This window comes from Paenibacillus sp. FSL K6-0108 (assembly GCF_045040695.1).
Taxonomy (GTDB): Bacteria; Bacillota; Bacilli; order Paenibacillales; family Paenibacillaceae; genus Paenibacillus; species Paenibacillus pabuli_B.
Genome location: NZ_CP150288.1, coordinates 6,052,576 through 6,066,937, shown reverse-complemented (window position 1 = coordinate 6,066,937; position 14,362 = coordinate 6,052,576). Strand labels below are relative to the sequence as shown.

Genomic DNA, 14,362 nt, shown 5'->3' with positions numbered 1-14,362 from the left:
GAGGATGTTCATGACTGCACAACAAGGAACTCGTCGCAATGATGAGCGCTCACGCAGCGCATTTGAAGAAGCAAAGCAGTACATACCTGGGGGAGTGAACAGCCCGGTTAGGGCGTTCAAATCGGTGGGGCTTACCCCGATCTATGCAGAGCGTGGAGAAGGCTCCAAAATCTATGATATTGACGGCAATGCTTTTATTGATTATGTCGGATCCTGGGGTCCGCTCATTATGGGACATGCGCATCCTGACGTGGTAGAAGCTTTGCGGGAGACAGCTCTTAAAGGAACAAGTTTTGGTGCGCCAACGCTGCTGGAGACAGAGATGGCTAAACTGGTCTGTGAGCGTGTGCCTTCGATCGATATTGTACGAATGGTGAATTCCGGTACGGAAGCAACCATGAGTGCGATTCGGCTGGCACGTGGCGTAACAGGACGCAGTAAAATTTTGAAATTTGAAGGGTCATACCACGGGCATGCTGACAGCCTACTAATCAAAGCGGGATCTGGTGTGGCAACACTAGGCCTGCCTGACAGCCCTGGTGTTCCAGAAGGTGTAGCCCTTAATACGATTACAGTTCCATACAATGACCTGGAATCGGTGAAGCTTGCTTTTGAACGTTATGGGGAAGAACTGGCAGCCGTCATTGTGGAACCTGTTGCAGGAAATATGGGCGTTGTTCCGCCCGTTCCGGGTTTCCTTGAAGGCTTGCGCAGTTTGACGTCTCAATACGGCAGTCTGCTCATTTTTGACGAAGTCATGACCGGTTTCCGTGTAGGTTTAAACTGTGCACAGGGGCGATTTGGTGTCACACCTGACCTGACTTGTTTGGGTAAAGTCATCGGTGGAGGGCTTCCGGTAGGCGCTTATGGCGGCAGACGTGATCTGATGGAACAGATAGCTCCGACAGGACCGATCTATCAGGCTGGTACGCTGAGCGGTAATCCGCTTGCTATGGCAGCAGGATACACCACGCTCAAATTGTTGACACCGGAGGTCTATGATCGTCTGGAGGCGCTGTCCGCACGCTTGCAGGCCGGGTTTGAAAAGAATGCAGCAGAGACAGGTGTAGCCATAACAATTAACCGTGTTGGTTCGATGGTTTGTCCATTTTTCAGTGCTGTTCCGGTTACGAATTATGATATTGCTAAAGAAAGCAATCTGGATCAATTCCGCCGTTATTTTGCGGCCATGATTGATCAGGGTGTAAGTGTTGCACCTTCCCAATACGAAGGCATGTTTGTCTCTGGTGTGCATACGGAGCAGGATATTGACGATACAATCGAGGCGAATCGTATGGCTCTTCAATCATTATGACCATTAAAAGTTGGAAACGCCGTGGGGAATGGCTTGAGCTGATGCCAGGCAAAGCGGTGACAGGCAGTTCAGACAGGCAAACGGCTGCAGAGCAATGGCTCTTGTCTGAACTTCGTTTACCAGAGAAAATGTTGCGCCAGCTAAAGACGAATCAGGGCATACAACTGGCAGGGGACCGGCTTCGGCTGGCCCTTTTTGCGTCTCAGCCGATTGATGTTGAACCGCGTTGGGCGGAAATCGATGTCCTGTATGAGGATGACTTCTGTCTGGTCGTGCATAAACCGGCCGGAATGAAGCTTCATCCCGATGGGAGCCGTAAGGATCAATCGATTACCCTGGATCATGCGGTTGCCTCCTACTACGAAATGAATGGGATTCAGGCAAATGTACGTCATGTTCACCGTCTGGATGAGGACACGACTGGGCCTGTATTATATGCCAAAAATGCTTTTGCCCTCACCAAACTGGATGAAGGGATGCGACGTAAAGATATTGGACGCCATTACGTCGCCATAGCTGATGGTCAGATATCCACGGAGTTGAATACAATTGATGCTCCAATTGGGAAGGACAGACATCACAAGCAACGCAGGCGTGTATCTGAAGGTGGGCAGGAAGCTGTAACCCATGTGGAGATTGTGGAGGTGTGGGATAGGTCTACCCTTATCCGGCTAACACTGGATACAGGACGTACGCACCAGATTCGGGTACATTTAAGTTATGTAGGCCATCCCCTAGTTGGAGATGAGTTATATGGAGGCAGAAGGGATTCTATTGGTCGGCAGGCGCTTCATGGGGAGACACTGAGTTTTAGTCATCCGCTCACAGGGGCACGAATTGAGGTGGCTGACCCTTGGCCGCCGGATTTCGAACAACTGGCAGGGCGGGAAAGCAAGGACCAATAAACTGGGAAGGTTTGCATAAAAGGTGGCATGCTCTTCTCATTCAAGGCATATAGATGGGGTAACGAAGGATTTGGACCATGGATCAGTCCCATGAGAAGGATCATGGTGAACATATGCCGAAAGGAGGACGCCACCTTTGTTGAATCAACCTTATGGTTTACGGTTCGATATTTATGAGCGCGTTCATTTGTCAGAGGGAGTCCCTGCAATTGAGGAGCTGGAGGAAATTGAGTTATATCCCCGCATTCAGGTGATAGGTCAGGATGATCATGCAACATTGCGAGGCCATCTTTTGTTAACAGGTGCGTATCGGGGAGAGAACGAAATCTCGGAGGAACTCAAACATTTTATCCCGGTGGAGATCACGGTACCCCTGAACCGGGTAAGATCGCTTGAGGATATTTCCATTGAGATCGAGAATTTTGATGTCGATTTATTATCCAACCGAAGTCTGAACATTACAGGCGTATTGTCGCTTCGGGGTATAGAGGGATTTCCGGTGGAGGAACCGCAGGCTTGGTCAGCGGATGAGTTTACCGTTGTACACTCACCCGACCCTCGGCAGGGCGACCGTTACGTTGAAACAGAGCAGACAGCCAGCTCTCCCAATGTATTTGCTCAGGAATATCTGCTCCAACGGAGCGAAGAGGAGTTACAGCGGGAGCATCTATTTCAGGCTTCTCCCGAACAGTTTCAATCCTGGCAGCAAGGGGATGGGAATGCAGAGCAAAGCCAAATATTAGCTGAAAACGAAGAGTCCTCGTCCTTGAGGGACCAGGAGGATGAAGCGCAAGCGAATGAGTTGTCCGATTCCCCTTCTCCAGTTTCGTCTTTTTTGGCGGAGACAGCCGACAGGTTGGCTTCTTACCCTGAGTCTGAGTCTTTGCTTCCTCTGGCTGAAGAGTCGTCTGTTTGGTCCGAGCCTTCTGTCGAGACCTTACATACGAACTTAAGGAATTCGGATCATGCCGATTCAAAGCTGGACGCACAGCCTTCAGATGAACCGGCAGCACCGGAAGTATGGCATTTTGAATCTGCCCGATCGGAACCAAAGCTGGAGGATCAGGCGTTAGCAGATGCCCAGACAAGTTCGCAGTCAGAGAACTGGCAGGATGTATTTGCAGCATCGGAACCGGAAGTTTCGAAAGAAGACATCCCTCCACTTGAATCATCGGACACGAATGAGTCTGCCGAAAATGAAGCTTTTATCCCTGAACCTGTGGCAGAGACGGAAGACAAGCCGGAGCTCAAGGTTGCTTTTGGCAGTAAGAAAGAGTCTGCACCCAAACAGCAAGAGGGCGTGGGCATCTCCTCCTTGTTATCATCGGGCAGAGTGACACGAGAGGCGGAAACAGAACGGGAGCAAGAGGCGCTTGCCGGAGTCCCACAGGAAGAAACATTCCAACCTGATGATGTAGAGTGGAAGAATCTGTTTCTCGGCACCATTGTAGATCAGACCCCGTTCCGCAAGGTGAAATTATGTATTGTACAACGTGAAGAGACTTTGGATACCATTGCAGATCGATATCAGTTAAGTACCAGAGAGCTCCAGTTATATAACCGGTTATCGGAACAGGTTGTGGAAGAAGGGCAGATCCTATATATCCCTTAATCTGTACGAAGCTTCAATGTCCATTTCGACCCGTGATCCCTTGAGGATGGCGGGTTTTTGCTTTGTTCGCCCACAACATGCATTGCAGCGCGCTTTTTCCGCTGTTGTCAGGTTGACTATCGGGCACGGGCAGGGTATGATGTGTTTAGGTTTTTTGAAGAACAACGTGGAACGGGAGTAGTAGACAGTATGACCTTTCAGAGAGCGGGATTGTAGCGCTGGGAAATTCCGTAGGAACCAACTGATCGAAGTCGCCCGGGAGTTGCCTGTTTGAATACAAGGGATGAGTAAGCTTTATTGTCATTCATACCTGAGGTAGGATGGGCCGGTCGCAGCCGTTATCTGCTTGAAGTGTCACGTAAGTACAGAAGGGGCAGTCTGTCTTTCTATCTGCGTGAAACAAAGGTGGTACCGCGAAAGCTAACCTTTCGTCCTTTGATGGATGAAAGGTTTTTTTGTTTTTTGGCGATGATGAATAAGTAACGGAGGAATGACACATGTCTGAACAAAAAAATTCAGCTGCAACAGAAATGCCAACCACATATGATCCGAAAGCTGCGGAACAAAAATGGTATTCCACTTGGATGGAAAATGGATATTTCAAGGCGGGTCAGCGTAAAGATGCTGAACCTTATACGATTGTAATCCCACCTCCAAATGTAACCGGAATGCTTCATATCGGGCATGCGCTCGATTTCACACTGCAGGATATTCTGATTCGTACCAAGCGGATGCAGGGCTATGATGCACTGTGGCTGCCGGGCTCCGACCATGCAGGTATTGCTACCCAAACCAAAGTGGAGCAAAAATTGCGTGAAGAAGGCCAGACTCGTTATGATTTGGGACGCGAAAAGTTCTTGGAGAAGGTCTGGGACTGGAAAGAACAATATGCAACAACCATTCGTCAGCAATGGGGCAAAATGGGATTATCGCTCGACTACTCTCGTGAACGTTTTACACTGGACGAAGGCCTGTCCCAGGCTGTACGTAAAGTGTTTGTTCAATTGTATGAAAAAGGCCTCATCTACCGAGGCAAACGAATTATTAACTGGGACCCGGTGAACCGGACTGCACTGTCCGACATTGAGGTTGAATATAAAGAAGTTCAGGGTCATTTGTACCATCTTCGCTACCCACTCAAAGACGGAAGTGGTTATGTTACAGTAGCGACAACTCGCCCAGAGACGATGCTGGGAGATACAGCAGTTGCTGTTCATCCGAAGGATGAGCGTTACGCAGACATGATTGGCAAGGTGCTTGTTCTGCCTATTATCGGCCGTGAGATTCCGGTTATTGCAGATGAGTATGTAGATAAAGATTTCGGAAGTGGGGCCGTGAAAATTACGCCTGCTCATGATCCGAATGACTTCGAAGTGGGTCTCCGCCATGATCTGCCACAGATTACGGTGATGGATGAGACGGGTACGATGAATGCCGAAGCAGGCAAATATCAGGGACTGGATCGCAGCGACTGCCGCAAGCAAATTGTTGCAGACCTGAAAGAACTGGGCGTATTGATCAACATCGAGGATCATACGCATCAGGTTGGACACAGCGAACGGACGGGAGCTGTCGTTGAGCCGTATTTATCAACACAGTGGTTTGTTGAGATGAAGCCGCTCGCGGAGAAAGCGATTGAGAAGCAACAAAGCGGTGAAGGAGTTCGTTTTGTTCCGGATCGTTTCGAGAGAACGTATCTGAACTGGATCGAAAATGTTCGTGACTGGTGTATCTCTCGTCAATTGTGGTGGGGTCATCGTATTCCTGCCTGGTATGACGAGGAGACTGGAGAAATTATTGTATCTGCTGAAGATCCGACAACATTGCCAGAATACGCTGGACGCAAGCTGAGACAGGATGAAGACGTTCTGGATACATGGTTCAGCTCCGCATTATGGCCGTTCTCTACATTAGGCTGGCCGGAAGACACGGAAGATCTGAAACGTTATTACCCGACAAGTGTACTCGTAACAGGGTATGACATTATTTATTTCTGGGTGGCGCGCATGATCTTTACCGCTCTGGAGTTCACGGAAGAGGTTCCGTTCAAGGATGTGCTGATGCACGGTCTGGTTCGTGATGCAGACGGACGCAAGATGTCCAAATCGCTAGGTAATGGTGTTGACCCACTGGATGTTATTGAGAAATATGGCGCGGATGCGATGCGTTATATGATTTCGACCAGCAGCACTCCGGGACAGGATCTTCGTTTCCGTTGGGAACGGGTGGAACAGGCTCGTAACTTTGCGAATAAAATCTGGAATGCTTCTCGCTTCGCCCTGATGAATCTGGAAGGGTTCACCTATGAAGAACGTGATATTAGTGGGGACCTCGGAACTGCGGATTACTGGATTTTGCACCGCCTGAACGAAACTTCTCGCGATATTACGCGTCTAATCGAAGCGTATGAATTTGGAGAAACAGGCCGTTTGCTGTATAACTTTATTTGGGATGACCTTTGTGACTGGTATATTGAATTTGCGAAGTTGTCCTTCTATGGGGAAGATCCGGTTGCCAAGAAGAAAACACAATCCGTGCTTGCTTATGTGCTGGATCAGACCATGCGCCTGATTCATCCGTTCATGCCTTACATTTCGGAAGAGATCTGGCAGCATCTGCCGCATGAAGGCGAGACGATCACGTTGGCTTCCTGGCCGGTGTATGACCCTGCACTGGAGAACCCAGAAGCGGTTGCCGAGATGAACCTGCTTATGGACACCATTCGTGCAGTGCGAAACATCCGTGCAGAAGTAAACGTACCCATGAGCAAGAAAATTGAATTGATGGTGAAAGCGAACAACGCAGAGACGTCCAGCATCATTGAACGCAACAGCCATTACATCAAACGTTTCTGTAATACGTCCGAGTTCGACAGCGGCCTGGATCTGAGCTCACCGGATAAAGCTATGACTGCTGTCATTACTGGGGCTGAGCTGTACTTGCCGCTGGCGGGTCTTATTGATATTGATCAGGAAGTGGCTCGTCTGGAGAAAGAGTTGCAGAACCTTGAGGGCGAAGTACTCCGTGTGGAGAAAAAGCTGGCGAACGAAGGCTTTGTTGCCAAGGCTCCTGCCAAGGTTATTGAGGAAGAGCGCGCCAAGCAAGCAGATTATTCCGATAAACGGGATAAGGTGATTGCACGAATCAAGGAACTGAAAGGTTAATATATTCGGGTCGGATGGAGTGTTTATGCGCCATCCGGCCGCTTTTTTCAACCAAACTCAAACCGAAGGTGAATCATATGACGGAACTTAACGGGACAGAAATAGCATCTCCTTTACTTACCTATGACGAGGCAGTGAACTGGATCAATGGTCTTATTCCTTTTGGCATCCGACCTGGATTGGAACGAATAGAGGGATTAATGTCATTGCTGGGCAATCCTCACCAGCGTCTCAAATTTATTCATGTCGCGGGAACGAACGGCAAAGGTTCGACTTGCGCTTTTTTGACGTCAGTGCTTCTTCAGGCGGGATATGATGTTGGAACGTTCACATCGCCGTATATCACCAAATTCACAAACCGTTTTCAGTACAACGGTGAGGATATCCCGGAAGAGATATTGCTCAAACTCTCGAACCGCCTGTATCCCTTGGTTCAAGAGATGGCTTCGACTCCCCTTGGATCACCTACGATGTTTGAGGTATCTACGGCACTCGCCCTTCTGTATTATGCGGAAGAGTGTTACCCGGACATTGTGGTATGGGAGACAGGGCTCGGGGGAAGGATGGACGTAACGAATATTGTTACACCCGTGGTATCGGTCATTACCAATATCGGTATGGACCATACGGATGTACTGGGAGATACGATTGAGGCGATTGCTGGAGAGAAAGCAGGCATTATTAAGGCGGGGGTACCCGTTGTTACCTGTGCCACACAGCCAAGAGCTGTGAAGGTGATCCAGGAGACGGCAGAGCGGCTGCGTTCAACCGTGTATCTGGCGGGAGATCGTTTCTCCTATCATAGACTCGACAGTGATGAGAACGGACAATCTTTTCATTTTACAGGACCGTTCCGTGATCTGGACGTTCGTATTCGCATGCAGGGTGCACATCAATGCGACAATGCAGCGGGCGCACTTATGGCACTGGAGTTGCTTCGCCAATACATGGCATTTATGCTGGATGATGAAGATATTGCACTTGGACTGGAACATGCCTTCTGGGCAGGAAGGTTCGAGAAAGTGGTTGATCAGCCCCGCATTGTTCTGGATGGAGCTCATAATCCGGAGGGGGCTGAATCGCTGGCCAAGAGCATTATCGACGTATATCCTCACAACAAGTTAATTTTGATGATGGGCATGCTGGCGAATAAGCATCATGAAGCGTATTTGCAGCATATACTGCCACTAGTGGATACGCTGATCCTGACCGAGCCAGATTTCCGACGCAAAATGGATGCAGCCGAATTGCTGCAGATCGTCGAACGGGTACGTCCCTCCATTGCGAAACCGGAGCTGGAAATCATCGTCGAGCCCGAATGGGCAAAGGCACTTGATCTATTGAAGTCACGGACGGAAGCGGAGGATCTGGGGGTGGTGTCCGGCACATTGTACCTGATTGCAGATGTGCGGGCAGCCCTTTTGCATCAAACCGATTCTGAAAAAGGTTGGTGAAAGTTTTGTTAAATACATCGGAACACGTTCATTTTATAGGGATTGGCGGATATGGCATGAGTGCCATCGCGAGAGTTATGCTTGAGATGGGATACACCGTTACCGGATCGGATGTTGCTTCACAGGAGTTAACTGAGAAGTTGGCAGCCAAGGGAGCGAAAATATATATCGGACATACGGCAGAGCACGTAAATGGGGCAGATCTGGTAGTCTACTCTACAGCAGCTCCTGCTGATAATGTGGAGCGGGTGGCAGCCGAGCAGCTGAACATCCCGATTCTGCATCGCGCACAGATGCTCGCACGTTTGCTTAATGAGCGCAAGGGTGTGGCTGTAGCCGGGGCTCATGGGAAAACAACCACGTCATCCATGATTGCACTCGTTATGGATAAATGTGATACAGACCCGACATACATCATTGGCGGGGAAATCATGAATGTAGGTACCAACGCCAAGGCAGGCCAAGGCGATTGGGTCGTTGCCGAGGCAGACGAGAGCGACGGCTCATTTTTGCAGTATCACCCTTGGCTTGGTATTGTGACGAATATTGAAGCGGATCATCTGGAGAACTATAACGGTGATTTTGAGGAGCTTAAAAAAGCTTATGTGCAATTCCTGAGTCAGATTCGTCCAGAAGGCACGGCCATTGTGTGTGCTGACGATGAGAATGTTCAAGCCATTTTGCCAGAGCTGAAATCACGGGTGACCACATATGGCATTGATTATGCTGCTGATTATACGGCAACAGATATCGTGCTTGGCGACCGCCGAATTTCCTTTACAATGAGCCATCAGGGCAATGTGCTGGGTACGGTGGAGTTGTCTGTTCCAGGTAAACATAACGTTTATAATGCGATGGCTACAGTCATTACCTGTCTGGAAGCAGGTATTCCATTTGAGAAAATTACGGCTGCCATTATCCAGTTCCATGGGGCGAAACGCAGATTTCAGGTACTGGGCGAGGCGCGTGATATATTGATTATTGATGACTATGCGCATCATCCGACCGAGATTGAAGCTACCATCAGTGCGGCCAAAGCAACGGGGAAACGTATCATTGCGGTATTCCAGCCCCAACGTTATACACGTACGTTCTTCCTGCTGGATGCGTTCAGTCGTGCCTTTGCAGAAGCGGATGAGGTTCTCATTACCGACATCTATTCTCCTGCGGGCGAAAAACAGATTGAAGGTGTTCACTCGGCTAGACTGGTTGAACTCATCGTTCAAAACAGCAATGCTTCTGCGCGTTATCTGCCGACAAAGGAAGAAGTTGTTGCAGATTTGCAGAACCGTCTTCAACCAGGCGATCTTGTGCTCACGATGGGCGCAGGTGATATCTGGAAAGTTGGCGATACACTTGCCAAAGGGTTGAAATAAATACATTCATGAACCGTCTGACTTCATTTCGAAGCAGGCGGTTTTTTTGTTTGAGATGGAATGTTTCAGGTTCTCTCCGCATATAGCTGTTATAAATGGGACAAAGGAGAGGGTACGGGGTGAGCAATGCTAGAATGACGTTTCGCTTTGGGGATAACGAGTCGGACAAGCCTGAAAACAAGGGGATAAACACATCGAGCACATTTGCCGCTTTGAGTGAAGATATTTCGCAAAGTCCAATGCCAACACCAACGCAGTTGAATACAACGCCTTCATGGACACCAGAGGATATTCCCGGTGACTGGGGAGAGACGACGCTAACAGGCTCCACTGTACCTGAACCTTACCAAAGAACGGACAAGGATTCGAAACTTGATGAGCCGGGATACAGTTATAATCAGTTTACTGCATATCCGGGAGATGAGGACGAGAACAGGATAGACGAGCATTATGGTGGTCATGATTGGCTTGCAGAAAGTGCAAACTACTCTTATAAGCGAAATCGTCCCCCGAGGGGGTGGAAAATGATTGGTTCAGTAACGGGTGCGCTTGTAACCGGGGCCCTCTTCGGCATGGTTATTCTTTCTTTTTTTAATCGGGAAGGGGCGGTAGATCCTGGAGGCAAGATTCCCGCGAATCAGGCGGTTTCTGCTGTAACAGGTCAAGAGGGAGTGGCTGGTTCGGAACAACAGCCCGTGGCAACGACTACAGGCGGCAGCTATTATGCACTGCAATATGGTGTATTCAGTTCTCCTGAACGCGCTGAACAGGCGAAGGTGGAACTGTCTCAGGCAGGCATTGCCGCAGGTTCTGATCCGGAGGATGGTAATCGGGTATACGCAGGTATTTCGGCTGACCGTGAGGAGGCCAAGCTGCTCAGCTCAAGGCTTAAGGCCGAAGGTGTGGAACTGTACGTCAAGGAAATCGTCAACCCAGAAGTGAACCCGACAGTATTTGGCGGAAAAGCAGAGGATGTGCAGCATTTCTTTGCGAGCGGATCAGCTCTGGTTGAGCAACTGTCTACCCTTTCGATCCAGCAACTCGGCCAGTCTGTTCCTGAAGCGGTCTCAACCGAAACGATGACCGCACTACAGAACCAACATGAACTCTGGCTGAACAGTTTAAATAGTATTGCACCCGGTCTGGGTACAGACGTACAACCGTATGTATCGGCGATGGAGAAATCAATGAACAGTGCGGTAACCGCACTCGCCGAATACAACAAAAATCCCGCTAATGTGCATATGTGGTCTGTGCAGTCTGATCTGATGGAATATGTATTACAGCAAAAAAAATGGCTTGAAGCGATAAAACAGTAATCCGCCCTTTCCCATAACACAGCCTTGAAATCCCTATCCGGCAAGGAACTGGAAATAGTTCCCCTTGCCGGATTTGTGTTTGTATTGACGTACAAAACCCCGTATAATAATGTGGGTGTCAAAAAATGGCGAGGGAAGATCACCGATGAAAAAAAACTTCGGCATGTTATTGCTGTTTCTGCTGCTCGGCTGGCTGGCCGGTGCGTGGATCGCCAAGGCACTGCAGCCTGTAAAGGCCGTTGCCTTTCTAACAAAAGCCACGACCATTCGTTGGTCTCCGCAGGCTGATCTGGATATTATCAGTTATGATATTTCACTTCAATTTCAAATGAGCCTCCTAAGTCTGATTGGTATTATTGCTGCTGTATGGCTGTATCGCAGGTTATAGGAGAATGACGAATTTTGACGAAGAAACTAAAAAAATGATATCTACTAGCGTGATCCGATAGGATGTCGCCGTAGCATAAGGGGCCGGTTATTTTGGATAGAACACAACAACGTCGCATTATTCTGGCTTCCACTTCGCCACGGCGTAAAGAACTGATCGCATCACTCCATCTAGCTTTTGAAGTAATACCAAGTCACGCCGATGAAGATACACCGCCGGAATGGACTCCTGAACAGACGGTACAGGAACTTGCGATGCGTAAGGCGCTAGCCGTTTATCGCGGACTGGAAGGCCGTGAACAGGATGCTGTTATTGTTGGTAGTGATACTGTTGTCGTTCTGGACGGCGATATTCTCGGTAAACCCGTAGACGAAGCGGACGCTGAACGTATGTTAACCCGTCTACAGGGTCGTGTACACCGTGTTTTCACGGGAGTAGCTTGTATTGATGCAAGTAATGGACAATCAATGGTTCAGTATCGGAAGACTGATGTAACGATGAAGGAATTGTCTGAAGCTACGATTCGTGCGTATGTTCAGACCGGGGAGCCTTCGGACAAGGCAGGATCATATGCCATTCAGGGCATTGGTGCTTCATTGATAGAACGTGTTGAAGGATGTTATTTCAACGTGGTTGGCTTACCGCTGTCCTTGCTTAGCGATATGTTGGATGGATTCGGCATACATGTACTGCCACGTACATGAAATTCTGCAATTGACGATCTGAAAAGAGGGAATATATGGAGTCGCCTCAATATATGATGCGCGACATCCCCCAGGAAGAACGCCCGAGAGAACGCATGATGGAATATGGGGCGGGCGCCTTAAGCCATGCTGAATTGCTGGCGATCTTACTTCGAACAGGTACAAGACAGGAATCCGCAGTGCATATGGCACAGCGGATTCTGACTGAAGCGGGTGGAATTCGCTCGTTGATGGATTTCAGCCTGGAAGAACTGACTTCGATGAAGGGAATCGGCATGGCCAAGGCTGTACAGCTAAAAGCGAGCATAGAGCTTGGTCATCGGATTGCGAAGAGCAGACTTACACAGTCAACTTCAATCCGTACTCCTCGTGATGCTGCCGATATTCTTACCGAACAACTGCGTTACTTGCAGAAGGAACACTTTGTGTGTCTTTTCCTGAATAGCAAAAACCACATTATTGCCCAGGAAACACTCTCCATGGGTAGCCTTAACGCTTCGATAGTACATCCGCGTGAAGTGTTCCGAGCTGCCATCAAATGCAGCAGTGCCTCTATTGTGTGCGCACACAACCATCCCAGTGGTGATCCTACGCCTAGTCCAGAGGACATTCAAATAACCAAAAGACTGATTGAGGCCGGTGCAATTGTTGGCATAGATGTGCTGGATCACATTATTATTGGAGATGGAACGTACGTAAGTTTGAAGGAGAAGGGCCTAGTATAATATAATGGTTGGCGTTGATGTTTTCCTATGAATGTTGACGGCGTTGTCCGTAGAAGATAGGTTCACTTTACAAATGCAAAACAATGCAACACAAAACAAATGCGAATATTAGCTCCGCCATTGTGGTGGGAATGAAAATGAAACGCTCTTGTTTAACAGGGCAGCTATATGAGGCAGAAAAGGAGATTACGTCATGTTTGGTGGTTTTACGAAAGATTTGGGTATTGATTTGGGGACAGCGAATACGCTGGTTTATGTACGTGGAAAAGGAATTGTGGTGCGCGAACCTTCGGTTGTCGCTATACGGACAGATACAAAAAGCATTGAGGCAGTAGGTGAAGCCGCCAAAAAAATGATTGGACGTACACCAGGTAACATTCGTGCCATTCGTCCAATGAAAGATGGCGTTATTGCCGATTTTGATACAACGGCAACGATGATCAAATATTTCATCCGTGAGGCGCAGAAACAACGCTCCATGTTCCAACGTCATCCGAACGTGATGGTATGTGTACCATCTGGGATTACTGCAGTAGAACAACGCGCGGTTGAAGATGCAACCAAACAGGCTGGAGCGCGTGAAGCCTATACGATTGAAGAGCCTTTTGCAGCTGCCATTGGTGCAGATCTGCCTGTATGGGAACCGACAGGTAGTATGGTTGTCGATATTGGTGGCGGTACAACGGAAGTGGCTGTCATCTCTCTTGGTGGTATTGTAACAAGCCGTTCGGTTCGTGTAGCGGGTGATGAGATGGATGAATCCGTGATTCAATACATTAAACGCCAGTATAATCTTATGATTGGTGAACGTACGTCCGAGCAGTTAAAGATGGATATCGGATCAGCTATGCCGCTTGAGCAAGTGGAAACCATGGAAATTCGTGGACGCGACCTCGTTACAGGCCTGCCGAAGACGATTACAATTACATCGGATGAAATCAGCGAAGCTTTGGCGGATACGGTGAATGCCATTGTTGAAGCTGTAAAAGTAACCTTGGAGAAATGTCCTCCTGAGCTGGCAGCGGATATTATGGACCGCGGTATTGTTCTCACAGGTGGCGGTGCATTGCTTCGCAATCTGGACAAGCTGCTTGCTGGTGAAACTGGAATGCCAGTTATCGTAGCAGAGAACCCGCTCGATTGCGTTGCAATCGGAACAGGTAAGGCACTTGAGAATATTCATTTGTTCAAGAGCAGAAGCAGTTCGGCAGTTCGTTCCAAACGTTAATTGATATAGGCTAAGCTTGGCTCGCTTATCGACCAAGGGGCATGATATCAACGAAGAGGACCCGGTTAATCCCGGGAGAGCTATTACCCGCATACCCGGGGAGAATCGGCTGATATTCTCGATGGGACTATAAGTCTGACAGTCTCCCCGCCGGGCATGGCTCGGAAGAGAA

The 14,362-nt window shown here is 48.8% G+C and carries 11 protein-coding genes and 1 other annotated feature; all 11 genes read left to right on the top strand.

The features are described 5' to 3' along the window. Nucleotides 1–10: 10 nt before the first annotated feature. The 11 genes from hemL to MHB49_RS27550 all read left to right on the top strand — a co-directional run bounded on the left by hemL (nt 11) and on the right by MHB49_RS27550 (nt 14,190). Nucleotides 11–1,315 carry a glutamate-1-semialdehyde 2,1-aminomutase gene (gene hemL / locus MHB49_RS27600; RefSeq protein WP_405153752.1) on the top strand — a complete coding sequence of 435 codons (1,305 nt, stop codon included), beginning with the start codon at nt 11–13 and terminating at the stop codon, nt 1,313–1,315. After that, nucleotides 1,312–2,220, top strand: coding sequence for an RluA family pseudouridine synthase (locus MHB49_RS27595; protein ID WP_405153751.1), 909 nt, complete (start codon nt 1,312–1,314; stop codon nt 2,218–2,220). Before hemL ends, MHB49_RS27595 begins: the two co-directional genes overlap by 4 nt. Before the next feature lie 136 nt (nt 2,221–2,356). Beyond that, nucleotides 2,357–3,832, top strand: a complete 1,476-nt coding sequence (locus MHB49_RS27590; protein ID WP_405153750.1) for a LysM peptidoglycan-binding domain-containing protein — start codon at nt 2,357–2,359, stop codon at nt 3,830–3,832. 158 nt (nt 3,833–3,990) lie between these two features. Then, nucleotides 3,991–4,271: a binding site (T-box leader), on the top strand. Between the two features lie 58 nt (nt 4,272–4,329). Then, entirely contained in the window at nt 4,330–6,996 is a 2,667-nt protein-coding gene (locus MHB49_RS27585) for a valine--tRNA ligase (protein ID WP_405153749.1), read from the top strand. Between the two features lie 77 nt (nt 6,997–7,073). Continuing rightward, nucleotides 7,074–8,450 carry a bifunctional folylpolyglutamate synthase/dihydrofolate synthase gene (locus MHB49_RS27580; RefSeq protein WP_405153748.1) on the top strand — a complete coding sequence of 459 codons (1,377 nt, stop codon included), beginning with the start codon at nt 7,074–7,076 and terminating at the stop codon, nt 8,448–8,450. 56 nt (nt 8,451–8,506) lie between these two features. Beyond that, entirely contained in the window at nt 8,507–9,826 is a 1,320-nt protein-coding gene (gene murC / locus MHB49_RS27575; protein WP_405157254.1) for a UDP-N-acetylmuramate--L-alanine ligase, read from the top strand. Nucleotides 9,827–9,945: 119 nt separating this feature from the next. Continuing rightward, entirely contained in the window at nt 9,946–11,145 is a 1,200-nt protein-coding gene (locus tag MHB49_RS27570; protein WP_405153747.1) for an SPOR domain-containing protein, read from the top strand. Nucleotides 11,146–11,290: 145 nt separating this feature from the next. After that, a complete protein-coding gene (locus MHB49_RS27565) occupies nt 11,291–11,533 on the top strand; it encodes a DUF4321 domain-containing protein (protein WP_024633972.1) in 243 nt (80 codons plus the stop codon). 92 nt (nt 11,534–11,625) lie between these two features. Beyond that, nucleotides 11,626–12,237: a Maf family protein gene (locus MHB49_RS27560; protein WP_405153746.1), complete on the top strand. Its 612-nt coding sequence runs from the start codon at nt 11,626–11,628 to the stop codon at nt 12,235–12,237. Nucleotides 12,238–12,272: 35 nt separating this feature from the next. Further along, nucleotides 12,273–12,962, top strand: a complete 690-nt coding sequence (gene radC, locus MHB49_RS27555; protein ID WP_247899105.1) for a DNA repair protein RadC — start codon at nt 12,273–12,275, stop codon at nt 12,960–12,962. Nucleotides 12,963–13,155: 193 nt separating this feature from the next. Further along, nucleotides 13,156–14,190: a rod shape-determining protein gene (locus MHB49_RS27550; protein ID WP_024633969.1), complete on the top strand. Its 1,035-nt coding sequence runs from the start codon at nt 13,156–13,158 to the stop codon at nt 14,188–14,190. Nucleotides 14,191–14,362 lie beyond the last annotated feature (172 nt).

Excerpts from the sequence above, each read along its gene's own strand:
- hemL (WP_405153752.1), top strand. The coding sequence starts at position 11 with ATGACTGCACAACAAGGAACTCGTCGCAATGATGAGCGCTCACGCAGC.
- MHB49_RS27595 (WP_405153751.1), top strand. The coding sequence starts at position 1,312 with ATGACCATTAAAAGTTGGAAACGCCGTGGGGAATGGCTTGAGCTGATG.
- MHB49_RS27585 (WP_405153749.1), top strand. The coding sequence starts at position 4,330 with ATGTCTGAACAAAAAAATTCAGCTGCAACAGAAATGCCAACCACATAT.
- MHB49_RS27580 (WP_405153748.1), top strand. The coding sequence starts at position 7,074 with ATGACGGAACTTAACGGGACAGAAATAGCATCTCCTTTACTTACCTAT.
- murC (WP_405157254.1), top strand. The coding sequence starts at position 8,507 with ATGAGTGCCATCGCGAGAGTTATGCTTGAGATGGGATACACCGTTACC.
- MHB49_RS27565 (WP_024633972.1), top strand. The coding sequence starts at position 11,291 with ATGAAAAAAAACTTCGGCATGTTATTGCTGTTTCTGCTGCTCGGCTGG.
- radC (WP_247899105.1), top strand. The coding sequence starts at position 12,273 with ATGGAGTCGCCTCAATATATGATGCGCGACATCCCCCAGGAAGAACGC.
- MHB49_RS27550 (WP_024633969.1), top strand. The coding sequence starts at position 13,156 with ATGTTTGGTGGTTTTACGAAAGATTTGGGTATTGATTTGGGGACAGCG.